A 24769-nucleotide genomic window follows, 5' to 3' on the forward strand; every position below is an offset into this window, starting at 1 on the left:
GAGGTTCGAGATGGCGTTATTAAATGTAGATCAATTATCGGTGCACTTCGGCGACGAAGGGACACCGTTCAAAGCCGTCGACCGCATTAGCTACAGCGTGAAGCAGGGTGAGGTGGTCGGTATTGTCGGCGAGTCTGGTTCCGGCAAATCCGTCAGCTCGCTGGCGATTATGGGGCTTATCGATTACCCAGGCCGCGTGATGGCGGAAAACCTGCTCTTTAACGGACAGGATCTGAAGCGCATTTCCGAGAAGGAACGTCGCAACCTGGTGGGCGCTGAAGTGGCGATGATTTTCCAGGACCCGATGACCAGCCTCAATCCTTGCTATACCGTTGGCTTTCAGATTATGGAAGCCATCAAGGTACATCAGGGCGGGAACAAGAAAACCCGTCGTCAGCGAGCGATTGACCTGTTGAACCAGGTGGGCATTCCCGATCCGGCTTCTCGTCTGGATGTCTATCCGCACCAGCTTTCTGGCGGCATGAGTCAGCGCGTGATGATTGCGATGGCAATAGCCTGTCGACCAAAGCTGTTAATTGCCGATGAACCGACCACGGCGCTGGATGTGACCATTCAGGCGCAAATCATTGAGCTGCTGCTGGAGTTGCAGCAAAAAGAGAACATGGCGCTGGTGCTGATTACCCATGACCTGGCGCTGGTGGCGGAAGCGGCGCACAAAATTATCGTCATGTACGCCGGGCAGGTCGTCGAAACTGGCGCTGCGCAGGATATTTTCCGCGCGCCGCGTCATCCCTACACGCAGGCACTGCTACGCGCGTTGCCGGAGTTTGCGCAAGATAAAGCGCGTCTGGCGTCGCTGCCGGGCGTGGTGCCGGGGAAATATGACCGACCGACGGGGTGTCTGCTTAACCCGCGCTGCCCCTACGCCACGGACAGATGTCGTGCGGAAGAACCTGCTCTCAACCAACTGGACGATGGACGTCAGTCAAAATGTCATTACCCACTTGATGATGCCGGGAGGCCCACACTATGAGTACGCATGAGGCCACCTTGCAACAGCCGCTGTTGCGGGCTATCGACCTGAAAAAACACTATCCGGTGAAGAAGGGGATCTTTTCTCCGGAACGGCTGGTAAAAGCGCTGGACGGCGTGTCGTTTAATCTCGAACGCGGTAAAACGCTGGCCGTAGTGGGGGAGTCCGGTTGTGGAAAATCCACACTGGGCCGCCTGCTGACGATGATTGAAACGCCAACCGGCGGCGAGCTTTATTACCAGGGGCAGGATCTGCTCAAACACGATCCGCACGCGCAGAAACTGCGGCGGCAGAAAATTCAGATTGTGTTTCAGAACCCCTACGGTTCCCTGAACCCACGCAAGAAAGTGGGGCAAATTCTGGAAGAGCCGTTGCTGATCAATACCAGCCTGAGTAAAGCGCAGCGTCGTGAAAAAGCGCTGGCGATGATGGCGAAGGTGGGGCTGAAAACCGAGCACTACGACCGCTATCCGCATATGTTCTCCGGCGGCCAGCGTCAGCGTATCGCTATCGCCCGCGGTCTGATGCTTGATCCGGACGTAGTGATTGCCGACGAACCGGTCTCCGCGCTCGACGTGTCGGTGCGCGCCCAGGTGCTGAACCTGATGATGGATTTGCAACAGGATATGGGGCTGTCTTATGTTTTTATCTCGCACGACCTGTCGGTGGTGGAACACATCGCCGATGAAGTGATGGTCATGTACTTAGGCCGCTGCGTGGAGAAAGGGACCAAAGAGCAGATTTTTAACAATCCACGTCATCCCTATACCCAGGCGTTGCTCTCCGCCACGCCGCGGCTGAATCCGGACGATCGCCGTGAGCGGATTAAGCTGACCGGCGAGTTGCCGAGCCCGCTGAACCCGCCGCCGGGCTGCGCCTTCAACGCCCGCTGCAGCCGTCGCTTCGGACCCTGTACGCAGTTACAGCCGCAGCTTAAAGAGTACGACGGCCAGTTGGTGGCCTGCTTTGCCGTCGATCAGGATGAAAGTCCGCAGAAACCGCTGAGTTAATTGCGTTTTATGCCGGATGGCGGCTGCGCCTTATCAAGCCTACACCGTACCTGTAGGCCTGGTAAGCGTAGCGCCACCGGGCATGGCTCTCCGGTACGACTTATTCAATCAATTTTAATAACGGCGACAGGCACAACAATATTCCATATAACAGAATAAGCCAGGTTTTCAGGCCGCGTAATTTTTCCAGTTGCGCTACTTTATAAATCAGGAAAAAGGGAATAATACACGCGACAATGCCATAAAGCGGACTGCCTAACTGGAAAAAGACCAATACTGAGACGCGAAACGAAACCCAAATAACCAGAGTCACCACGATAAAGACACAGATTCCAGATGTCAGTAACAGTGGGTTGACATTTTTGACATCCATAATACGACTCAATACATTCAGTACAATACCTTTAAGCGCTTCGTGAAAACCTAAATAAATACCAAAGAACGCGGTAAGTACGGCAAAAATATTGAGGATGGTAGAGGTAATGTGGATGATATGGCCAGGGATTACCTGAGCTGCCAGCGCAAGGGCGGAAATATTCTGCTCGAACGCTGATACCGCCTCTTCATGGCTAATCGAAAAGGTAAACGAGAACGAGAAAAAGAGAATAATGGCAATCAGCGTAATATAGCTAATGCGATGCGTGCGAATCGCCATCCGGGTGGCCAGCACACGGTCAGGTTCGCGCTTACGATAGGCGATGTTCATTGGGTTTAGTACCTGAATGAAGACCGCAGAAAAGAAGCAAAATGGGATAGTGAGCAGTACGTCGCGAAAGAAAACCGATGCGGCGGGAAAGGCGGAAATATTATCAAGATTCCAGTGTGGGATCATCGCAAAACCGAATATCAGAATGATCCCGACTTTTACCACCACCATCGGGCCGGAAATTTTAAATAATAATTTTTCCCCGCCGGAGGCAATCGCCACCAGCACGGCGAAAATCGCGACTTTATAGATAATAGACTGCGAAAGATCGGCCTCAGTAAGGCCGAAGGTTTTGATATAGGAGGCGCTATCAAACACCACCGACAGGGAGTAAATAAACACCCCGTGGATAATCATAAGAAAATAGATTACACCGAGGAAAACGCCCCAGTTTTTGCCAAGATAGTGACTGATAATATCCGTATAATCGTCACAGGTTTCGCTTTCAGATAACGTTTTTAGATAAATATCCTGCACAATATAGGTAGCGGGATAGGCGATGATAAAAGCGGTAATAAATACCCAGATCCCCTTGAGACCGATTTGCACTGGCATTAAGACGGTACCGGCGCCGATCGCCATACCGATACACAAGAGCACCCAGCCAAAATCATATTTTGTAAACGGTAATCTCGTTGAAAGCGGTGTGGTCGTAGCGTTACTGTTATTTAATGGTAATGTGTCGTCCTGCATAGAGCCCCCTGCCCAAAATATACGCAGCTCTCTCATAAAGAATGCTGCCTATAACCAGGCTATAGTGCCTTGATACCCGATGCGGCAAACCGGTGACAGCGGTTCGCCGAGCAATCGTCAGAATGCTGCTTTTCTGCTGGCGCGTTCAAGGTCATGAATAATATCGTCGGGATCTTCAGGTCCCGCTGAAAGACGGATAAGTTCGTCGGTAATACCTACTTTTAGCCATTCCTCTGGCGCAACAGGCGAATATGTCATAGACGCAGGATGCTGAACGAGGGTTTCGGTATCACCGGGACTGGCCGCGAGGAGGCATAATTTACAGAATTGAGCGGCTGACTGCCAGCCTCAGAAATGCTGAATGTATTCTGGCAAATAAAAGTAATCGTCTGCGAAGCGTCACGCAGATTGCACGTTAGCGCCGTGCCGGGACGGGGATTTTGCCGTAATATCAGCAGCAAGCCGGGTTTACCCGGTGAGGCGCAATGTTGCGGGGGCTTGATCCCCGGCGGCATTGGTTGCTGGAAAGAGAAAACCTCCGCACGTTGACTGGTATAAACCTGGCAACCTGACGGAGGCTAAACTTGATCCTCAACACATCAAGGATAGCCGCGAACGGTTGCCATTGCAACAAGGCGGCTATATGACGCTTACGCAGTTGGGCGTGGCCTTCTGGCACGATCTGGCGGCGCCGATCATTGCTGGCATTATCGCCAGTGTGATCGTCAACTGGCTACGTGACAGGAAGTAACGCGTTTTGAGCGTCTGTCCGCCGTAATGGCAACATGCGCCCGAACCAGGCCGCAGGGGAAACCTTGCGGCCTTTTTCGGTTTACTGCGGGTAAGGCACCCAGTCGCCGCCATTCAGACGAACGTAGGGCTTACCCTGATACTGAATCACCACCGCATTAGCGTTTTCTGAAACCGGCGCGGTTTGCGGCAGATTGCTGGTCAGCTTGTTCCAGTTCACACTGTCTTCGGTAAAGAGCTTACCGTCCACGGCGCGTACGACCAGTTCGGAAATCGCCAGGTAGCTGCTCGGCTGGTTAATATCAATCGGCGCGCCCTCATGCGGGGCTTTCATGCCAAAAAATTTCACGCCCGCCGGGACGTTGGTGATGGAGGGGCTGGGAATATCGCGCAGGCCAGAGATCTGCATTCTGTCGCCCTTCAGCGCACCGCCGTGCTCCGGTACGACCACCACCATCACCTTACGCCCGGATTTCTCCAGTTCGGTAAAGAAGGCGTCCAGTTCATCGAACAGTTTCTGCGCGCGGATTTTATAATCCGCCGTTTTGCTGACGCCGGGGAAGTGGTTGCCATCGTGCAGCGGCAGCAGGTTAAAGAAAGTCGCGGAGCGGGAATTGGCTTCACGTTCTTCCCCTGTCAACCAGCGGTTCAGGACCGCCAGATCGTCATATACCGGCGAGCCGTCGAATGACAGCAGGGCGGTTGGCAGGCCGGACTGGTTCATCAGTTCACTTTGCATACCGCCGTTTTCGCGAACTTCTTTCAGGAAGCCGCCAAATTCACCGTTATGATCCATCATCAGATGCTGAGTAAAGCCCAGTTTCGCCAGATTATCAAACAGATAACATTCGTTATCGGCTGGTTGATAAAGTCGGGTATGCGATGGTTGACCACAGCTGGCGCGCAGCAGACGAATGGCCGCCGGGCCGCTGTAAGACGTACCGGAATTAAAGTGTTTAAACAAAATGTCAAAGTGCGACCATAGCGGATGTGACATCAAGCCTGCCGCTTCGACATCCGACCAGGAGAGCGAACAAATATTGATGACCAATAGGTCGAACGGCTGCGCATCAGGCGGAAGCTGCGCCGGGAACGTCGTTTTCCGCTTTTCTTCCGCGGCATAGAAGGTGTTCAACCAGGCGTTCAGATTTGCGGTCGTCGGCGGCGCGGTTTGCGCAGGCATATCGCCGATGACCGGCTTATCGCCCGCTGTCGCGACGGTAGCGGCCGCATTACCGCCAGTCGTCGTCACCGTATCGGTTGGCTGGCCTGCCGGCCACAGCGTAAAAACCGGGCCGGTTAATGTCAGGACATTCAGCCATACCATGATGGCGACCACAAACACCGTGACCCGAATCCACTGTGATAAAAATAGCCAGGCAACCAGCAGTACGAAGATGGCGCCGATCATTTGCCAGTTAATAAAACGGGCGATCAGATCGAGCAGATAACCGGAGCTGAATTCCGCCACCTGCGTCCCCTGGCTCATAATGCTTTGCGGGCCGGGCAGCCAGGTATCATGCCAGAACAGCGCGAAGCCGACGGGAATGGCAATCCAGTGGCGCAACCGGTGAAGGCGATACTTTGGTATTGGCATGAGCAGAAACGCCATGAATACCAGATTCAGTAAAGGATGAAAATTCAGATAGCCTGCCCACAGCAGGCCAAACTTGACCAGAAAATAGAAGTTCCAGCCGGAAAGACCGCGCCAGTATTGCCAGAGCGGAGAAGGCATTGAAGGAGTTTGAGTATGCTGAGTCATTTTTTGTCTGCCTTGACTTTCGTAGCGCGGCGCAGAGTTCCGGCTGGTTTTACATAACGAGGTTTGGCAAATAGCAGCCGGGTCGTATCACTGATACGGCGTAGCGAATGACGCGCCAGATAGCCCAGCGGAAAGAAAATCAGCGCGCAAAAAAGAATAATTTGCACGATATCGCTGATGGTCATCATGATGCACGCTCCGCGGTGTCGTCGAGCAATCGCAGGGGTTCAGGAATACGACGCCAGATGCGGCCATCGTGTTCGGCATTTATTACCGGGTCGGCGCGTTTTGCCAGCGGTAGCGGCGTTCCCCACAGTTCCGGCGACAATAAGCGCATCTGCACCAGCTCGGCGCTGATTTGTTTATCTTCGAACCAGACCATACGATTAGAGAAAATATCGCCCGTCGGCAAAGGGAAAATATGGTTTAACGCGGTATCCAGATCGTTGACCCGGCAGAATGATAAAAACAGCACCAGACGGTTGCCGCCGATGGTCATAATATCGCCGGTTCGGTTTGGCCGACATAATGTTAACGCCTGCTCAACCCGAATGCCCGGCACTGGGCGCAGCGCGACCAGAACGCCTTTCCCATCGGCGGGGAGCAGGGTGTTGCTCATCATCGTATGGATGGCATCGCAGAAGGTATCCCACGGCTGAAAACCGCGCAGTTTCAACGGCTGCGTCATCGACAGTAGCGTGGTGATGTCTTCCGGTACGTAACGGCTGAACTGCTGCCCCTGCACGCTTTCAATAAGCGTCAGGCAGCGTGAAAGCGGGGCGTTCCAGGGAATGATCATATTCGCGCCGCAGCCCAGCAGCAGGCGCTCATCGGTGGCGCGCAAACTGGCGATATTTTCGCGCACGACAATTTTCAGCGCGCTTCCCCGCTGGCGCCGCAAAGTATGAATGCGACGAGCAAGCGGCTCGATTTGGTTGTTCTGTGTAAGCGAAAAAATAATTGTCGCGGCCTGCGCCGTGCGCGCGTCGTTGAATAGCGCTTCGTTATTGTCGAAAAGCGTCCAGTGTTCCGAGAGCGGCGGCGCGCCTTCAAGGACGGCGACGTGGCTAAGAATGCGTTTTTCGTCGCTACGCGGCTGAATTGCCGTCTCCTCCTGATGGGATAGCGTCCAGCGTTCGTCCTGCTGACACAGCAATAACTGCTGTCGGGCGCTGACGCCTTTTTCGTTACACCAGAAGGCAATATCGAACAAATGTTGGTCGCCCTGAAAACGTAAACTGGCGAGGCCAAAAAGTGAGCGATACTCGCCCATCAACAACGAGGACTGTTTATCGCTATTATTACAAGGGTTAATAACCAACAATGAACAGTGATGAAAACGAGTCCATTTATTCATTTTTTCCAGCCATTTATGCAGGCTTTCTGACGTTATATTCCGCCACGTGTTATTTGCACAAATAAGAATGAAAAAGTAATGCGTCGGGTTAACAGAACAAAGCAAATCGTGGGGCAAAGAGTATAGCCCTTTTTCTGAATCCGGCATGGCAAATAAGCGGATTTTCTCCGGACCGTGAGATTCATCTAATTTGATTACTTTGCCAGGATCGCCTTCCATGCCGATGACGGCGACATTTGCATTCTCCGTTTGTGACGCAATCGTTTGATTCACCAGGCTGATGGCATCTTGCTGGCGATCGGCGTTAACCCACCAGACGCCGCCGGTTGGCATATGGCGCAGTTCATCCCATAATGATGAGATGCCGAGAGAAAATACGGGGTCCACAGTGTCCCTCATGTCACTATTTTAACTGTTTATCAGTTTACTAGCGAAAGCACAGAAATAAACCTAACATTGAAATTAAAACGCATCAGATTTAGCATGTGAATCAATTTGTCCGGCAGGATGCCCTGTAACTCTGCGCTTTGCATTTTTACACATTATAAATGATGTCACGGAAAGATGAAAAATGCGCGTTCTCCCGTATTGACGACGGGGCGTAATGCTGCCAGTGAGAAATATTTAAAAAGGAGCAACCAGAATGTATAACAATGAACCTGGCGCTCAGTCCGATCCAACGTTGGGCTACACTTTTCAAAATGATTTTCTGGCATTAAGCCAGGCGTTTTCACTACCCGAAATAGATTATACCGATATTTCCCAACGCGAACAGTTGGCGGCGGCGATTAAAAGATGGCCACTCCTGGCTGAATTTGCGCAACCACATTCATTAAGGAAGCCATGAATGGCGATTCTGGGACTGCAGGGCGTGCGCGGCGGGGTGGGAACCACATCTCTCACCGCAGCACTCGCCTGGGCGTTACAAATCTTAGGGGAAAATGTCCTGGTGATTGACGCCAGCCCCGATAACCTGCTGCGCATGTCGTTTAACGTCGACTTTGTCCATCAGGGTGGCTGGGCGCGATCGTTGCTGGACGGCCAGGACTGGCGCGATGCCGGATTACGTTATACCTCACAGCTTGATCTACTGCCGTTTGGACAGCTCACCGCGCAAGAGCGGGAAAATCCGCAGGCCTGGCAGGAGACTCTGGGAGAGATCGGATCGGCTATCCAGGCGCTGAAAGCGAGCGGACGTTATAGCTGGATTTTACTGGACTTGCCCTACGGCGCGTCACCGCTGACACGGCAACTGGTGAGCCTCTGCGACCATACGCTGGCGGTAGCCCGGGTTGACGCTAACTGCCATATTCGCCTTCATCAGCAGGCGTTGCCTGCCGGAGCGCATATTCTGATCAATGACTTACGCATTGGCAGTCAGTTACAGGACGATCTGTACCAGGTCTGGCTGCAAAGCCAGCGCCGGTTGCTGCCCATTGTGATCCATCGCGATGAGGCGATGGCGGAGTGCATGGCGTCGAAACAGCCGTTAGGCGAATATCGCAGCGATTCGTTAGCCGCCGAAGAGGTGTTAACGCTGGCGAACTGGTGCCTGCTGCATGATGCGGGCGACAAAACGTCCGCCGGGAGCCTGCGATGAGCGCCCTTTCCCGGTGGCTGCTTATCCCGCCGGTTAGCGCGCGTTTGAGCGAGCGCTATCAGGGTTACCGCCGCCACGGCGCGTCGCCGTTTAGCGCAGCGCTCGGCTGCCTGTGGATGATTCTGGCGTGGATAGTGTTTCCGCTTGAGCATCCGCGCTGGCAGCGTATTCGCGACGGGCATAAAGCGCTTTACCCGCATATTAACGCCGCCCGCCCGCGCCCGCTGGACCCGGCCCGCTACCTCATTCAGACCCTCTGGCTGGTGATGATCTCGTCGACTAAAGAACGTCATGAACCGCGCTGGCGGTCATTTGCGCGCCTGAAGGACGTTCGTGGACGTTACCATCAATGGATGGATACCTTACCGGAACGGGTGCGCCAAAAGACAACGCATCTGGAAAAGGAAAAAGAGCTGGGACATCTTAGCAACGGCGCCCGGCGTTTTATTCTGGGCGTTATCGTGACCTTTTCACTGATACTGGCGCTGATCTGTATTACGCAGCCATTTAACCCGCTATCGCAATTTATCTTTCTGCTATTGCTGTGGGGCGTTGCGCTGTTGGTACGACGTATGCCGGGACGCTTTTCCGCGCTGATGCTCATCGTGCTGTCGCTAACGGTCTCCTGTCGTTATATCTGGTGGCGCTATACCTCGACGCTAAATTGGGACGACCCGGTCAGTCTGGTGTGCGGGATGATCCTACTGTTTGCGGAAACCTACGCCTGGATTGTGCTGGTGCTGGGGTACTTCCAGGTGGTGTGGCCGTTAAATCGTCAACCGGTGCCGTTGCCGAAAGAGATGTCGCAGTGGCCGACGGTGGATATTTTTGTACCGACCTATAACGAAGACCTTAACGTGGTCAAAAATACCATTTACGCTTCGCTTGGCATTGACTGGCCGAAGGACAAGCTGAATATCTGGATCCTTGATGACGGCGGACGCGAATCATTTCGTCAGTTTGCCCGGCATGTCGGCGTGCATTACATTGCCCGCGCCACGCATGAACACGCCAAAGCCGGCAACATCAACAATGCGCTAAAACACGCGAAAGGCGAGTTTGTGGCGATCTTCGATTGCGACCATGTGCCGACACGCTCGTTTCTGCAAATGACAATGGGCTGGTTCCTGAAAGAAAAACAGCTGGCGATGATGCAGACGCCGCATCATTTCTTCTCCCCGGACCCGTTTGAGCGCAACCTGGGACGTTTTCGTAAAACGCCTAACGAAGGCACGCTGTTTTATGGACTGGTGCAGGACGGTAACGATATGTGGGACGCCACTTTCTTTTGCGGATCGTGCGCGGTGATTCGCCGTAAGCCGCTGGATGAGATTGGCGGTATCGCCGTTGAGACGGTGACGGAAGATGCGCATACTTCGCTCCGGCTGCACCGGCGAGGTTATACCTCAGCGTATATGCGCATTCCGCAGGCGGCGGGGCTGGCGACGGAAAGCCTGTCGGCGCATATCGGGCAGCGTATTCGTTGGGCGCGGGGCATGGTGCAAATTTTCCGCCTCGATAACCCTCTGTTTGGTAAAGGCTTAAAACTGGCACAGCGGCTGTGCTACCTCAACGCGATGTTCCATTTCTTGTCCGGCATTCCGCGTCTGATCTTTCTGACCGCGCCGCTGGCTTTTCTGCTGCTGCACGCCTATATCATTTATGCGCCTGCGTTGATGATTGCGCTATTTGTGATACCGCACATGGTCCACGCCAGCCTGACTAACTCGAAGATTCAGGGCAAGTATCGTCACTCTTTCTGGAGTGAAATCTATGAAACGGTACTGGCATGGTATATCGCACCGCCGACTCTGGTCGCGTTGATCAATCCGCACAAAGGGAAATTTAACGTCACGGCGAAAGGCGGGCTGGTGGAAGAGAAGTACGTCGACTGGGTAATCTCGCGTCCGTATATCTTCCTTGTCTTGCTTAACCTGCTCGGCGTGGCGGCGGGCGTATGGCGATACTATTACGGGCCGGAAAATGAAACGCTGACCGTCATCGTTAGCCTGGTGTGGGTCTTCTACAACCTGGTCATTCTCGGCGGCGCGGTTGCGGTTTCGGTAGAGAGTAAACAGGTCAGGCGCGCGCATCGGGTCGAGATTGCCATGCCGGGGGCCATCGCCCGCGAAGATGGACATTTGTTCTCCTGTACCGTACATGACTTCTCCGACGGCGGGTTAGGCATCAAGATCAACGGTCAGGCGCAGGTGCTGGAAGGGCAGAAAGTGAATCTGTTGCTTAAACGCGGGCAGCAGGAATATGTCTTTCCAACGCAGGTGGTGCGCGTAACGGGCAATGAGGTCGGACTACAACTGATGCCGCTCACCACCAAACAACATATTGATTTTGTGCAGTGTACCTTCGCGCGCGCCGATACGTGGGCGCTTTGGCAAGATAGCTTCCCGGAAGATAAACCGCTGGAAAGCTTGCTGGATATTCTGAAGCTGGGCTTCCGCGGATATCGCCACCTCGCGGAATTCGCGCCGCCTTCAGTAAAAGTAATTTTCCGATCGTTGACGGCGTTAATTGCCTGGATTGTATCGTTTATTCCGCGTCGCCCGGAGCGGCAAGCGGCGATACAGCCGTCGGATCGGGTTATGGCTCAGGCTCAACAATGATGATAATGCGATGAAAAGAAAATTGTCCTGGATGTGTGCGGCGGTAATAGGATTAAGCGCGTTTCCTGCTTTCATGACGGCGGCGGCGCCTGCTACGCCGCCATTGATAAATGCTGAACCCACCGAGCCTGCGCAGTCGCCCGCAACTGAGGCGCCCGTCGTGGCGCAGACCGCGCCTTCGCGCGAGGTCAAGCTGACCTTTGCGCAAATCGCGCCGCCGCCGGGTAGTATGGCGCTGCGTGGCGTTAACCCTAACGGCGGCATTGAATTTGGTATGCGCAGCGATGAAGTGGCGTCGAAAGCGGTGCTGAATCTGGAATATACGCCCTCGCCGTCGCTCCTGCCGGTTCAGTCGCAGCTCAAGGTTTATCTCAATGACGAACTGATGGGCGTACTGCCGGTGACAAAAGAGCAGTTGGGGAAAAAGACGCTGGCGCAGGTACCTATCAATCCGCTATTTATCACCGACTTTAACCGGGTGCGGCTGGAGTTTGTCGGCCACTATCGCGACGTGTGTGAAAACCCGGCCAGCAGTACTCTGTGGTTAGACATCGGGCGAAATAGCGCCCTGGATCTGACCTATAACATGCTGGCGGTGAATAACGATCTGTCCCACTTTCCGGTGCCGTTTTTCGATCCGCGGGATAACCGTCCGGTGACGTTGCCGATAGTGTTTGCTGACATGCCGGATCTGACGCAGCAGCAGGCGGCTTCTATTGTCGCGTCCTGGTTTGGCTCGCGGGCGGGCTGGCGCGGTCAGCGCTTCCCGGTGTTGTATAATCACCTGCCGGATCGCAATGCGATCGTGTTCGCCACCAACGATCGACGCCCCGATTTCCTACGCGATCATCCTGCGGTTAACGCGCCGGTTATCGAGATGATGAGCCATCCGGATAATCCGTATGTGAAGTTGCTGGTTGTGTTTGGTCGAGATGATAAAGACCTGTTGCAGGCGGCAAAAGGTATCGCGCAAGGGAATATTCTCTTCCGTGGTTCCAGAGTGGTGGTCAACGATGTAAAACCGCTGCTGGCGCGCAAACCGTATGATGCGCCGAACTGGGTGCGTACCGATCGCCCGGTCACTTTTGGCGAGCTGAAAACCTATGAAGAGCAGCTCCAGTCGAGTGGGCTGGAGCCGGCGCCCATCAACGTTTCTTTGAATCTGCCGCCGGACCTCTATTTGCTGCGTAGCAACGGTATTGATATGGATCTCAACTACCGTTATACCTCGCCGCCGACCAAAGACAGTTCACGGCTGGATATCAGTCTGAATAACCAGTTCCTGCAAGCCTTTAGCCTTAACAGCACGCAGGAAACTAATCGACTCCTGTTGCGCCTGCCGGTACTTCAGGGACTGCTGGATGGTAAAACGGATGTGTCTATTCCGGCGCTCAAACTGGGGGCGATGAACCAACTACGTTTTGACTTCCGCTACATGAATCCGATGCCGGGCGGGTCGGTGGACAACTGTATTACCTTCCAGCCGGTACCGAATCATGTGGTGATAGGGGATGACTCCACTATCGATTTTTCGAAATATTACCACTTTATCGCGATGCCGGATTTACGCGCGTTCGCCAATGCGGGTTTCCCGTTCAGCCGAATGGCCGACCTGTCTGACACGCTGGCGGTGATGCCGAAGACCCCAACCGAAGCGCAAATGGAAACGCTGCTGAATACGGTCGGTGCCATTGGCGGGCAGACCGGTTTCCCGGCAATTAATCTGACCATCACCGATGATAGCGCTCAGATAGCCGACAAAGACGCCGATCTGCTGATTATTGGCGCTATTCCGGGCAAGCTAAAAGACGATAAGCGTATCGATCTGTTGGTGCAGGCGACACAAAGCTGGGTAAAAACCCCGATGCGGCAGACCGCTTTCCCGTCGATTATGCCGGATGAGGCCGATCGCGCGGCGGATGCGCAGTCCACCGTCACCGCCAGCGGCCCGATGGCGGCGGTGGTGGGCTTCCAGTCGCCGTTTAATGATCAGCGCAGCGTGATTGCTCTGCTGGCTGACAGCCCACGCGGCTACCAGCTACTGAACGACGCCGTGAATGACAGCGGTAAACGCGCCGCGATGTTTGGTTCCGTGGCGGTGATCCGCGAGTCCGGCGTTCACAGTCTGCGCGTTGGCGATATCTATTACGTCGGACATCTGCCGTGGTTTGAGCGGCTGTGGTATGCGCTGGCGAATCACCCGGTACTGCTGGCGGTACTGGCGGCCCTCAGTGTGGTATTACTGGCGTGGGTATTGTGGCGTCTGCTACGTATTCTCAGTCGCCGTCGTCTCGACCCTGACCATGAGTAACGCATGATGACTATGCTGCGCGGATGGATAACGATGCTCGTCATGCTGACGGCAATAAATGCGCAGGCAGCCTGTAGCTGGCCTGCGTGGGAACAGTTCAAGAAAGATTACATTAGCCAGCAGGGACGCGTTATCGATCCGGGCGATGCGCGAAAAATTACCACCTCCGAAGGGCAAAGCTACGCCATGTTCTTTGCCCTGGCAGCGAACGATCGACCGGCGTTCGCGCAACTGTTTAACTGGACGCAAAACAATCTGGCGCAGGGATCGCTGCGTGAACATCTGCCCGCCTGGCTGTGGGGGCAAAAAGATCCCGACACCTGGTCGGTGCTGGACAGCAACTCCGCGTCCGACGGCGATATCTGGATGGCATGGTCGCTGCTGGAGGCCGGTCGTCTGTGGAAAGAGACGCGTTATACCGAGGTGGGCACGGCGTTGCTAAAACGCATCGCCCGCGAAGAGGTCGTGAATGTGCCGGGGCTGGGCTCAATGCTGCTACCTGGCAAAATCGGCTTTGCCGAGGCGAATAGCTGGCGTTTTAACCCAAGCTATCTGCCGCCGCAGTTGGCGCAATACTTTAGCCGTTTTGGCGCGCCGTGGTCGACGCTACGGGAAACCAATTTGCGGCTTTTGCTGGAAACCGCGCCGAAAGGTTTCTCGCCGGACTGGGTGCGTTATGAAAGCAAGCAAGGCTGGCAGTTGAAAGCGGAAAAGACGCTGATCAGTAGCTACGATGCGATTCGCGTCTATTTATGGGCGGGAATGATGCATGATGGCGATCCGCAAAAAGCGCGTTTACTGGCGCGATTTAAACCGATGGCGACGTTAACGATGAAAAACGGCGTTCCACCGGAGAAAGTGGATGTCGTCAGCGGGAACGCGCAAGGGACGGGGCCGGTCGGGTTTTCCGCCGCCTTACTGCCTTTCCTGCAAAATCGCGACGCCCAGGCCGTGCAGCGACAGCGGGTCGCAGACCATTTTCCTGGCAGCGATGCCTATTACAACTATGTGCTGACTCTCTTTGGACAAGGCTGGGATCAGCACCGTTTTCGCTTCACCGTCAAAGGTGAATTATTACCTGACTGGGGCCAGGAATGCGTAAGTTCACGTTAAGTCTCATGCACGCTTTTTTGCCGGCTGGAGGTCGAAACGCCTTACCTGGCAAAAGGGGCGTTTCTCGGGCATTGTTGGGTTTATCGCTTGGTATGGCGCTAACACCGCTTGCCGGCGCAGCGACCTCCGCGCAGCAACAGTTGCTGGAGCAGGTTCGGCTGGGCGAGGCCACGCACCGTGAGGACTTAGTCCGTCAGTCGCTCTATCGCCTGGAGCTGATCGACCCCAATGATCCACAGGTTATCGCCGCCCGTTTCCGCTATCTGTTGCGCCAGGGGGATAGCGACGGGGCGCAGAAGCTACTTGACCGGCTGGCGCAACTGGCGCCGGAGTCGACGGCGTATCAATCTTCCCGCACCGCGATGCTGCTCTCCACGCCGCAAGGACGTCAGTCTTTGCAGGAGGCGCGTTTACTGGCGACGACCGGCCATACTGAACAAGCGATCGCCAGCTACGACAAGCTGTTTAAAGGTTATCCGCCGGAGGGCGAACTGGCGGTCGAATACTGGACGACCGTGGCGAAATTGCCCGCCCGCCGTCACGAAGCGATTAACCAGCTACAGAAAATCAATGCCGTCAGTCCGGGTAATAACGCTCTGCAAAATGCGCTGGCGCAACTGTTGTTCGCCAGCGGGCGGCGCGATGAGGGATTTGCGGTGCTAAAACAGATGGCGAAATCCAGTACGGGACGCAGCGCGGCCTCCGCCATCTGGTACCAGCAGATAAAAGATCTCCCGGTGAGCGACGCCAGCGTAAAAGCGTTGCAAGACTATCTGACGCAGTTTAGCGAAGGCGATAGCGTGTCTGCCGCCCGCGCCCAGCTTAGCGAGCAGCAAAAACAGTTAGCCGATCCGGCGTTCCGCGCGCGCTCGCAGGGCATCGCGGCGGTTAATGCCGGAGAAGGCGGTAAGGCCATTGCGCAATTGCAGCAGGCGGTGAGCGCCCGGCAGGACGACAGCGAGGCGGTCGGCGCGCTGGGGCAGGCATACTCACAGCGTGGCGATCGCGCCCGCGCCGTCGCGCAGTTTGAAAAGGCGCTGGCGATGGCGCCGCACAGCAGCAGCCGCGATAAGTGGGAGAGTCTGCTGAAGGTCAATCGCTACTGGCTGTTAATTCAGCAGGGCGACGCGGCCTTAAAAGCGAATAATCTAGCCCAGGCGGAGCGTTTCTATCAGCAGGCGCGAGCAGTGGATAACACCGACAGCTACGCGGTGCTGGGGCTGGGGGATGTGGCGATGGCGCGCAAAGATAATGCCGCCGCCGAACGTTATTATCAGCAGACGCTGCGTATGGATAGCGGTAATACAAATGCTGTACGCGGGCTGGCGAATCTTTATCGCCAGCAGTCGCCGCAAAAAGCCGCCGCGTTTATCGCTTCTCTTTCCGCCAGCCAGCGGCGCAGTATCGACGATATCGAACGCAGTCTGGAAAATGACCGTCTGGCGCAGCAGGCGGAAACGCTGGAAAGCGAGGGCAAATGGGCGCAGGCCGCAGAACTGCACCGTCGTCGGCTGGCATTAGATCCGGGGAGCGTGTGGGTGACGTACCGACTGTCACGCGATCTGTGGCAGGCCGGGCAGCACGCCCAGGCCGATGCGCAAATGCGCTCTCTGGCGCAGCAGAAGCCAAACGATCCGGAACAGGTCTATGCTTATGGGCTTTATCTTTCCGGCAGCGATCGGGACCGGGCGGCGCTGGCGCATCTCAATACCCTGCCGACCAGCCAGTGGAACAGCAATATTCAGGAACTGGCGGGCCGATTGCAAAGTAACCAGGTGCTGGAAAGCGCTAACCGCTTGCGCGATAGCGGCAAAGAACGCGAAGCGGAAGCGTTGTTACGTCAGCAGCCTCCCTCTACGCGCATTGAGTTAACGTTGGCGGACTGGGCGCAGCAGCGTGGCGATAATGAGGCGGCCCGCGCCGCTTATGACGCCGTTCTGGCGCGGGAGCCGGGTAATGTCGATGCCATGCTGGGGCGGGTGGAAATCGACATCGCACAGGGCGATAACGCTGCGGCGCGCGCTCAACTGGCGGCGCTGCCTGCGTCGCAAATCACCTCTCTTAACATGCAGCGCCGCGTCGCGCAGGCGCAGCTCCAGCTTGGCGATATCACGGCGGCGGCGCGGACCTTCAACCGCATTACGCCGCAGGCAAAAGCACAGCCGCCATCAATGGAAAGCGCGATGGTATTGCGTGACGCCGCCGCTTTTCAGGCGCAAACGGGCGAGCCGCAGCGGGCGCTGGAGACCTACAAAGACGCAATGGTCGCCGCGGCGATTACGCCGGTTCGTCCCCAGGATAACGATACCTTTACCCGCCTGACGCGCAATGATGAAAAAGATGACTGGCTAAAACGCGGCGTGCGTAGCGATGCGGCGGAGTTGTACCGTCAGCAGGATCTCAATGTCACGTTGGCGCACGATTATTGGGGGGCGAGCGGGACTGGCGGCTACTCCGATCTGAAGGCGCATACCACGATGCTTCAGGTGGATGCGCCCTGGTCGGACGGGCGGGCGTTCTTTCGTACTGATATGGTGAATATGGATGTTGGCCGCTTCTCTACGGATGCGGATGGAAAATACGATAATAACTGGGGTACCTGTACGCTGGAGAAATGCAGCGGACATCGTAGCCAGGCCGATACGGGCGCGAGCGTGGCGGTCGGCTGGCAGAATGAGACCTGGCGCTGGGATATCGGCACGACGCCGATGGGCTTTAATGTCGTTGATGTGGTCGGCGGCGTCAGCTATAGCGACGATATCGGGCCGTTGGGTTATACCCTGAACGCGCATCGTCGCCCGATCTCCAGCTCGCTGCTGGCGTTTGGCGGGCAAAAGGACGCCAGCAGCAATACCGGCACCAAATGGGGCGGCGTGCGGGCCAACGGCGGCGGCGTCAGTCTCAGCTATGATAAAGGCGAAGCAAACGGTGTTTGGGCGTCGCTCAGCGGCGACCAGTTGAGCGGTAAAAATGTGGAAGATAACTGGCGCGTGCGCTGGATGACCGGTTATTACTATAAGGTGATTAACGAGAATAACCGCCGCGTTACCGTCGGGCTGAATAACATGATCTGGCATTACGACAAAGATCTGAGCGGTTATTCACTGGGTCAGGGCGGTTATTATAGCCCGCAGGAATACCTGTCGTTTGCGGTGCCGGTGATGTGGCGGCAGCGTACGGAAAACTGGTCGTGGGAGCTAGGCGGCTCGGTATCCTGGTCGCACTCCCGCAACCGTACCATGCCGCGTTATCCGCTGATGAATTTGATCCCGGCGGATTATCAGGAGGATGCGCGTGACCAGACCAACGGCGGCGGTAGCAGCCAGGGATTTGGCTATACCGCGCGGGCCCTCATTGAACGCCGGGTCACTGCCAACTGGTTTGTGGGTACGGCTGTCGATATTCAGCAGGCGAAAGACTATACCCCCAGTCATCTGCTGCTGTATGTCCGTTATTCCGCGGCGGGCTGGCAGGGGGATATGGATTTACCGCCGCAGCCTCTGGTGCCTTACGCTGACTGGTAATCATTGCGTCAGGCCTACGAATTGACAGGCATCGTAGGCCTGAGAAGCGCAGCGCCATCAGACGCTATCATTAACCGTTATTCAGAAAAGTCCTTTTCAGATACAGCCTCTCTTAATGCCGCAGCAATCGGGTATACTCAGGCGGCAGTCCGGGATATCCAGGGAGAGTCAATTTGCGCGTCAGCCGCTCGTTAACAATTAAACAGATGGCAATGGTTGCGGCCGTTGTCATGGTGTTTGTTTTTGTCTTTTGCACCGTTTTGTTGTTCCATCTGGTACAGCAGAACCGCTACAACACGGCTACGCAACTGGAAAGCATCGCGCGATCTGTTCGGGAACCTCTTTCTTCCGCGATTTTAAAAGCGGATCTCCCCGGCGCGGAAACCATTCTGGAAAGTATTAAACCTGCGGGCGTGGTGAGTCGCGCCGATGTGGTATTGCCGAATCAGTTCCAGGCGTTGCGTAAGCGCTTCATTCCTGAACGCCCCGTCCCGGTTATGGTGACGCGTCTCTTCGAACTGCCGGTACAAATTTCTTTGCCGGTTTATTCGCTGGAGCGTCCCGCCAATCCGCAACCGCTGGCCTACCTTGTATTGCAGGCGGATTCGTACCGTATGTACAAGTTCGTCATGAGCGCGCTCTCTACGTTAGTGACCATTTACTTACTTTTATCGCTGATCCTGACGGTGGCCATCGCCTGGTGCGTAAACCGCCTGATTGTGCATCCGCTGCGCAAAATCGCCCGCGAGCTGAACGACATTCCGCAGCAGGAGCTGATCGGACATCAGCTGGCGTTGCCGCGTCTGCATCAGGATGATGAAATTGGGATGCTGGTGCGCAGCTATAACCTCAACCAGCAGCTTATGCAGCGTCAACGCGAGGAGCAAACGGACAACGCGATGCGTTTTCCGGTTTCCGAGCTGCCCAATAAAGCCTTTTTAATGGCGCTGCTGGAACAGGTTATCACCCGCCAACAGACCACCGCGCTTATTATCGTGACGTGCGAAACGTTGCGTGACACGGCAGGCGTGCTGCAAGAAACGCAGCGGGAGATTCTATTACTGACGTTGGTTGAGAAGCTGAAGTCGGTGCTGGCGCCGCGCATGGTGCTTACGCAGGTCAGCGGCTATGACTTTGCCATTATCGCCCACGGCGTCAAAGAGCCGTGGCACGCCATCACATTAGGTCAGCAAATACTCACTATCATTAATGAACGACTGCCCATTCAGGGTATTCAACTGCGCCCAAGCTGCAGTATTGGCATTGCGATGTATTATGGCGATCTGACCGCCGAAGCGCTCTATGGTCGCGCCGTCTCCGCCGCGTTTACCGCGCGCCGAAAAGGTAAAAATCAGATCCAGTTCTTTGACCCGGCGCAGATGGAGGCCGCTCAACAGCGCCTTACCGAAGAGAGCGATATCCTTACCGCGCTGGATAATCATCAGTTTGCTATTTGGCTGCAGCCGCAGGTCGAGATGCGCAGCGGCAACGTATTAAGCGCCGAAGCCTTGTTACGTATGCAGCAGCCGGACGGTAGCTGGGAATTACCGGAGGGACTGATTGAGCGCATTGAATCCTGCGGCCTGATGGTCACGGTGGGCCATTGGGTGCTGGAAGAGTCCTGTCGCCAGCTTGCCGCCTGGCAGGAGCGCGGCGTGACATTGCCGCTCTCCGTCAATCTTTCCGCGTTACAGCTCATGCACCCTGGCATGGTATCGGAGCTGCTGGAATTGTTAAACCGCTATCGTATTCAACCGGGTACGCTGATTCTTGAGGTCACTGAAAGCCGCCGTATCGACGATCCGCACGCTGCCGTCGCTATCTTACGTCCGTTACGTAATGCTGGCGTGCGTATCGCACTGGATGATTTTGGCATGGGTTACGCGGGGCTGCGCCAGTTACAGCATATGAAGTCGCTACCGGTCGATATCCTTAAAATTGATAAAATGTTTGTCGATGGGTTACCGGATGATCACAGTATGGTGACGGCGATTATCCTGATGGCCCGCAGTCTTAATTTACAATTGATTGCCGAGGGCGTGGAGAACGAGGCGCAACGCGCGTGGCTGGAACAGGCGGGAGTCAACGTCGCGCAAGGCTTCCTGTTTGCTCGGCCCGTTCCCGCGGATATCTTTGAAGAACGGTATCTGTCGCACGAAAATCCTGATTACAAAAGTTAAAAAAGGTCGCGCTTGTGCGAGCCAGCTCAAACTTTTTAACATTTTTGTTTCAATTATGATCCTGGCGCATTTCTGTCATGTTGTGTGGGTGTTATTTTAAGGCCGCAGGTTACTCATAACCTTACAAGACCTGTGGTTTTTACTTCAAGGACACCCTATGAAAACCTCTCTGTTCAAAAGTCTTTATTTTCAGGTCCTGACAGCAATCGCCATTGGTATTCTCCTTGGCCATTACTATCCTGAACTGGGCGCACAAATGAAACCGCTTGGCGACGCGTTCGTTAAGCTCATTAAGATGATCATCGCTCCTGTCATTTTCTGTACTGTCGTGACGGGCATCGCAGGCATGGAAAGCATGAAAGCGGTGGGCCGTACCGGCGCGGTCGCGCTGCTTTACTTTGAAATTGTCAGTACGATTGCGCTGATTATCGGTCTTATCATCGTCAACGTCGTGCAGCCTGGCGCCGGGATGAACGTCGATCCGGCAACGCTGGATGCGCAGGCGGTGGCCGTTTATGCCGCACAAGCTAAGGAGCAGGGCATTATTGCCTTCCTGATGGATGTTATACCGGGCAGTGTGATCGGCGCGTTTGCCAGCGGCAACATTCTGCAGGTCTTACTGTTTGCGGTGTTGTTTGGTTTTGCGCTGCACCGTTTGGGCAGCAAAGGCCAGCTCATTTTCAATGTGATTGAGAGTTTTTCGCAGGTCATTTTCGGCATCATCAATATGATCATGCGCCTGGCGCCGATTGGTGCATTCGGCGCGATGGCCTTCACCATCGGTAAATACGGCGTCGGTTCCCTGGTGCAACTGGGGCAGCTCATTATCTGCTTCTATATCACCTGTATTCTCTTTGTGGTGGTGGTGCTGGGGACGATTGCACGGGTAACGGGCTTTAGCATTTTTAAATTTATTCGCTATATCCGGGAAGAATTACTCATTGTGCTCGGCACCTCCTCTTCCGAGTCAGCGTTGCCGCGTATGCTCGATAAGATGGAAAAACTGGGGTGCCGTAAGTCGGTGGTAGGGCTGGTGATCCCGACGGGGTATTCGTTCAACCTCGATGGCACCTCTATCTACCTGACGATGGCGGCGGTGTTTATCGCCCAGGCGACCAACAGCCATATGGATATCTTCCACCAGATCACGTTGCTGGTCGTGCTGCTGCTCTCGTCAAAAGGCGCTGCGGGCGTGACCGGAAGCGGCTTTATCGTGCTGGCGGCCACTATCTCCGCCGTGGGCCATTTACCGGTTGCGGGACTGGCGTTAATCCTCGGTATCGACCGCTTTATGTCCGAAGCGCGCGCGCTGACTAACCTGGTGGGTAACGGCGTGGCGACGGTGGTGGTTGCCAAATGGGTGAAAGAGTTAGATCACCAAAAGCTGGACGATGTGCTTAATAATCGTGCGCCGGATGGCAAAACGCACGAAATTTCCTCCTAATCTCGCCACTTATGCCCGTAGTCCCTTCCAGGACTGCGGGTGTTTGCGCATAATTGACCCCTGCGCCCAAAGCATACAGCATGATGCTTAGGGATTATTTCACTTCTTCCGTGACATTTTTAGGTTCTCGCGGTCTAACACGAAGTGTTTTTACGTCATATTCAGGCATCCCTGCCGGGGCTGTCTTTTTATTACCAGGATTGTTGATCAGGGGTTCACATGCAGGGCACAAAAATTCGACTCTTAGCGGGCAGTCTGTTGATGTTGGCCTCTGCCGGCTATGTGCAGGCAGATGCGCTCCAGCCCGATCCGGCATGGCAACAGGGGACGCTGGCTAATGGGTTACAGTGGCAAGTGTTGGCTACGCCTCAGCGCCCCAGCGATCGTATTGAAGTTCGTCTCCAGGTTAATACCGGTTCGCTCACCGAAAGTACGCAACAGAGCGGGTTCAGCCATGCGATTCCCCGTATCGCGCTGACGCAAAGCGGTGGTCTGGATGCCGCACAGGCACGTTCTTTATGGCAGCAAGGGTTTGATCCGAAACGTCCCATGCCGCCCGTTATTGTTTCTTATGATTCCACGCTCTATAACCTCAGTTTACCCAATAACCGTAACGATCTGCTGAAAGAAGCGCTGACCTATCTGGCTAACGTCTCCGGTAAATTAACCATTACGCCAGAGACGGTGAATCATGCGTTAAGCAGCGAAGATATGGTTGCGACGTGGCCAGCAGATACTAAAGAGGGCTGGTGGCGTTATCGGCTGAAAGGATCGGCGTTATTGGGGCACGATCCCGCGGAACCGTTAAAGCAGCCGGTAGACGCAGCCAAAATTCAGGCTTTCTATGAAAAATGGTACACCCCGGATGCCATGACGCTGATTGTTGTCGGCAACATTGATGCGCGCTCCGTCGCCGAGCAGATCAATAAAACGTTCGGTACGCTGAAAGGTAAACGCGAAACGCCCGCCCCGGTGCCGACGCTTTCGCCGCTGCGGGCGGAATCAGTGAGCATTATGACCGATGCGGTGCGCCAGGATCGTCTCTCCATTATGTGGGATACGCCGTGGCAACCGATTCGCGAATCGGCGGCGCTGTTGCGCTACTGGCAGGCGGATCTGGCGCGTGAAGCGCTGTTCTGGCATATCCAGCAAGAGCTTACTAAAAATAACGCGAAAGATATTGGCCTGGGGTTTGACTGCCGGGTTCTGTTCCTGCGCGCGCAGTGCGCCATCAACATTGAATCACCTAATGATAAGCTCAATACCAATTTGAGCCTGGTGGCGAATGAACTGGCGAAAGTACGCGATAAAGGTTTGTCGGAAGAGGAGTTTACTGCTCTGGTGGCGCAGAAAAATCTCGAATTGCAAAAGCTGTTCGCGACCTACGCGCGTACCGATACTGACATTTTGACTGGACAGCGTATGCGCTCGCTGCAGAATCAGGTGGTGGATATCGCGCCGGAGCAGTATCAGAAGTTGCGTCAGAATTTCCTCAACAGCCTGACCGTCGATATGCTCAATCAGAATCTACGTCAGCAGCTATCGCAGGAGATGGCATTGATTTTGCTGCAACCGCAAGGCGAGCCGGAATTTAATATGAAGGCGTTAAAGGCGACGTGGGATGAAATCATGGTCCCGACAACTGCCGCCGCTGTTGAAGCAGATGAGACGCATCCGGAAGTGACGGAGACACCGGCGGCACAGTAAGCTGCCGCCTGCCGGCCCGGTAAGCGCAGTGCCACCGGGCAAGAGCGAATGACTTACTGCGGCATCGCGTCGTGCGGAATAATGGCCCCACGGTACTGAATCACCGTGCTGGCCGTCAGGTGTCCGCGCTTCGCGGCATCCGTCGCGCTGCCGCCCGTCAAACGAACGGCCAGATAACCGGCGCTGAAGGAGTCGCCTGCGGCAGTGGTGTCTATCACTTTCTCTTTCGGCAGTTTCACTGCCGGAACGTCAATGAGCGCCTCGCCCTGAATCGAGACCAGGCAAGAGTCCGCCCCGCGTTTTACCACCACTTCCTGTACGCCTGCCGCATGGGTGCGGGCAATGACCTCTTCCACCGGTTGCTGACCCCATAGCGCGTCTTCATCGTCCAGTGTCAGGAAGGCGATATCAGTACATTCCAGCATCTTTTGATAGACCTGCTGCGTTTCTTCGCGACTTGTCCATAAACGCGGGCGATAGTTATTATCAAAAATGACTTTCCCGCCGTTGGCCCGACATTCACGCAATAAAGACAGCAGTTTATCACGGCTGGTTGGGCTTAAAATCGCGAGGCTAATGCCGCTCAGGTAGAGATAATCGAAGGTTGCCAGCGTCTCGCAGATAGCCGCTGACTGCTCGCTCTCCAGCCAGAATTTCGCTGCCGCTTCGTTACGCCAGTAGTAGAAGGTACGCTCGCCAGTATCATCGGTTTCGATGTAATAGAGGCCTGGCAGGCGATTTTCCATCCGCTGCGTTAGCGAGGTATCCACATTTTCATGCTGCCACGCCTCCAGCATCTGTTGGCTGAAACTGTCAGTACCCAGCGCCGTCACATAGTGAACGGCCAGAGCGGCAGAATCGACCTGACGGGCAATATAAACGGAGGTATTCAGCGTGTCGCCGCCGAAGCCGCGCTGAACATCAGCGCCTTTCTGCGACAGCTCAATCATGCATTCGCCAATCACGGCAATCTTTTTAGACATAGTCGTGAACCTGA

At 55.1% G+C, this 24769-nt stretch carries 17 protein-coding genes and 1 pseudogene; 12 read left to right on the plus strand and 6 right to left on the minus strand.

All coding sequences use genetic code 11. The features are described from left to right. The first annotated feature begins 10 nt into the window (after window positions 1-10). Window positions 11-994: a dipeptide ABC transporter ATP-binding protein gene (dppD, locus tag ACLJRE_RS13325; RefSeq protein WP_001196509.1), complete on the plus strand. Its 984-nt coding sequence runs from the start codon at window positions 11-13 to the stop codon at window positions 992-994. Next, on the plus strand, window positions 991-2004 hold the full coding sequence (dppF, locus tag ACLJRE_RS13330; RefSeq protein WP_023197446.1) for a dipeptide ABC transporter ATP-binding subunit DppF: 1014 nt from the start codon (window positions 991-993) through the stop codon (window positions 2002-2004). Before dppD ends, dppF begins: the two co-directional genes overlap by 4 nt. Before the next feature lie 100 nt (window positions 2005-2104). On the opposite strand, the gene ACLJRE_RS13335 is transcribed toward dppF, so the two are convergent. Both ACLJRE_RS13335 and ACLJRE_RS13340 read right to left on the minus strand, forming a co-directional pair. After that, window positions 2105-3403: an aromatic amino acid transport family protein gene (locus ACLJRE_RS13335; protein ID WP_001150175.1), complete on the minus strand. Its 1299-nt coding sequence runs from the start codon at window positions 3401-3403 to the stop codon at window positions 2105-2107. 117 nt (window positions 3404-3520) lie between these two features. Beyond that, window positions 3521-3673: pseudogene (locus tag ACLJRE_RS13340) on the minus strand (PLP-dependent transferase); the annotation flags it as partial. 373 nt (window positions 3674-4046) lie between these two features. Here ACLJRE_RS13340 and ACLJRE_RS13345 point away from each other — a divergent pair. After that, window positions 4047-4154, plus strand: coding sequence for a type I toxin-antitoxin system toxin Ldr family protein (locus tag ACLJRE_RS13345; protein WP_001537650.1), 108 nt, complete (start codon window positions 4047-4049; stop codon window positions 4152-4154). Window positions 4155-4235: 81 nt separating this feature from the next. Here ACLJRE_RS13345 and bcsG read toward each other — a convergent pair whose 3' ends face one another. The 3 genes from bcsG to bcsE are packed head-to-tail and all read right to left on the minus strand — an operon-like array spanning window position 4236 to window position 7671. Next, window positions 4236-5915, minus strand: coding sequence for a cellulose biosynthesis protein BcsG (bcsG, locus tag ACLJRE_RS13350; RefSeq protein WP_000192022.1), 1680 nt, complete (start codon window positions 5913-5915; stop codon window positions 4236-4238). Next, a complete protein-coding gene (gene bcsF, locus ACLJRE_RS13355) occupies window positions 5912-6103 on the minus strand; it encodes a cellulose biosynthesis protein BcsF (RefSeq protein WP_000988321.1) in 192 nt (63 codons plus the stop codon). The genes bcsG and bcsF overlap by 4 nt, the downstream gene beginning before the upstream one ends. Beyond that, entirely contained in the window at window positions 6100-7671 is a 1572-nt protein-coding gene (bcsE, locus tag ACLJRE_RS13360; protein ID WP_023212597.1) for a cellulose biosynthesis c-di-GMP-binding protein BcsE, read from the minus strand. The genes bcsF and bcsE overlap by 4 nt, the downstream gene beginning before the upstream one ends. 244 nt (window positions 7672-7915) lie before the next feature. On the opposite strand from bcsE, the gene bcsR reads away from it, so the two are divergent. The 9 genes from bcsR (at window position 7916) to ACLJRE_RS13405 (ending at window position 23772) form a co-directional block, all read left to right on the plus strand. Further along, window positions 7916-8119 (plus strand): cellulose biosynthesis protein BcsR, encoded by a 204-nt coding sequence (bcsR, locus tag ACLJRE_RS13365; RefSeq protein ID WP_000282616.1) that lies wholly within the window; start codon window positions 7916-7918, stop codon window positions 8117-8119. Further along, complete coding sequence (gene bcsQ, locus ACLJRE_RS13370) at window positions 8120-8872, plus strand: cellulose biosynthesis protein BcsQ (protein ID WP_000996123.1); 753 nt, start codon at window positions 8120-8122, stop codon at window positions 8870-8872. After that, window positions 8869-11493, plus strand: coding sequence for a UDP-forming cellulose synthase catalytic subunit (gene bcsA / locus ACLJRE_RS13375; protein WP_001275333.1), 2625 nt, complete (start codon window positions 8869-8871; stop codon window positions 11491-11493). Before bcsQ ends, bcsA begins: the two co-directional genes overlap by 4 nt. Window positions 11494-11503: 10 nt before the next feature. Beyond that, window positions 11504-13804 (plus strand): cellulose biosynthesis cyclic di-GMP-binding regulatory protein BcsB, encoded by a 2301-nt coding sequence (bcsB, locus tag ACLJRE_RS13380; protein ID WP_000823821.1) that lies wholly within the window; start codon window positions 11504-11506, stop codon window positions 13802-13804. 3 nt (window positions 13805-13807) lie between these two features. Further along, window positions 13808-14917, plus strand: coding sequence for a cellulose synthase complex periplasmic endoglucanase BcsZ (gene bcsZ, locus ACLJRE_RS13385; protein WP_000988811.1), 1110 nt, complete (start codon window positions 13808-13810; stop codon window positions 14915-14917). After that, window positions 14899-18441 (plus strand): cellulose synthase complex outer membrane protein BcsC, encoded by a 3543-nt coding sequence (bcsC, locus tag ACLJRE_RS13390; RefSeq protein WP_023212596.1) that lies wholly within the window; start codon window positions 14899-14901, stop codon window positions 18439-18441. The genes bcsZ and bcsC overlap by 19 nt, the downstream gene beginning before the upstream one ends. 173 nt (window positions 18442-18614) lie before the next feature. Further along, complete coding sequence (hmsP, locus tag ACLJRE_RS13395; RefSeq protein WP_023212595.1) at window positions 18615-20621, plus strand: biofilm formation regulator HmsP; 2007 nt, start codon at window positions 18615-18617, stop codon at window positions 20619-20621. Window positions 20622-20778: 157 nt separating this feature from the next. Next, window positions 20779-22065 carry a C4-dicarboxylate transporter DctC gene (gene dctA / locus ACLJRE_RS13400; RefSeq protein ID WP_000858228.1) on the plus strand — a complete coding sequence of 429 codons (1287 nt, stop codon included), beginning with the start codon at window positions 20779-20781 and terminating at the stop codon, window positions 22063-22065. A 219-nt stretch (window positions 22066-22284) separates the two neighbouring features. Continuing rightward, window positions 22285-23772, plus strand: a complete 1488-nt coding sequence (locus ACLJRE_RS13405) for a M16 family metallopeptidase (RefSeq protein WP_001163183.1) — start codon at window positions 22285-22287, stop codon at window positions 23770-23772. Window positions 23773-23825: 53 nt separating this feature from the next. Here ACLJRE_RS13405 and ACLJRE_RS13410 read toward each other — a convergent pair whose 3' ends face one another. Then, window positions 23826-24755 carry a sugar kinase gene (locus ACLJRE_RS13410; RefSeq protein ID WP_000037583.1) on the minus strand — a complete coding sequence of 310 codons (930 nt, stop codon included), beginning with the start codon at window positions 24753-24755 and terminating at the stop codon, window positions 23826-23828. Between the last annotated feature and the right edge of the window lie 14 nt (window positions 24756-24769).

The organism is Salmonella sp. SAL04157 (assembly GCF_046551635.1).
GTDB lineage: Bacteria > Pseudomonadota > Gammaproteobacteria > Enterobacterales > Enterobacteriaceae > Salmonella > Salmonella enterica.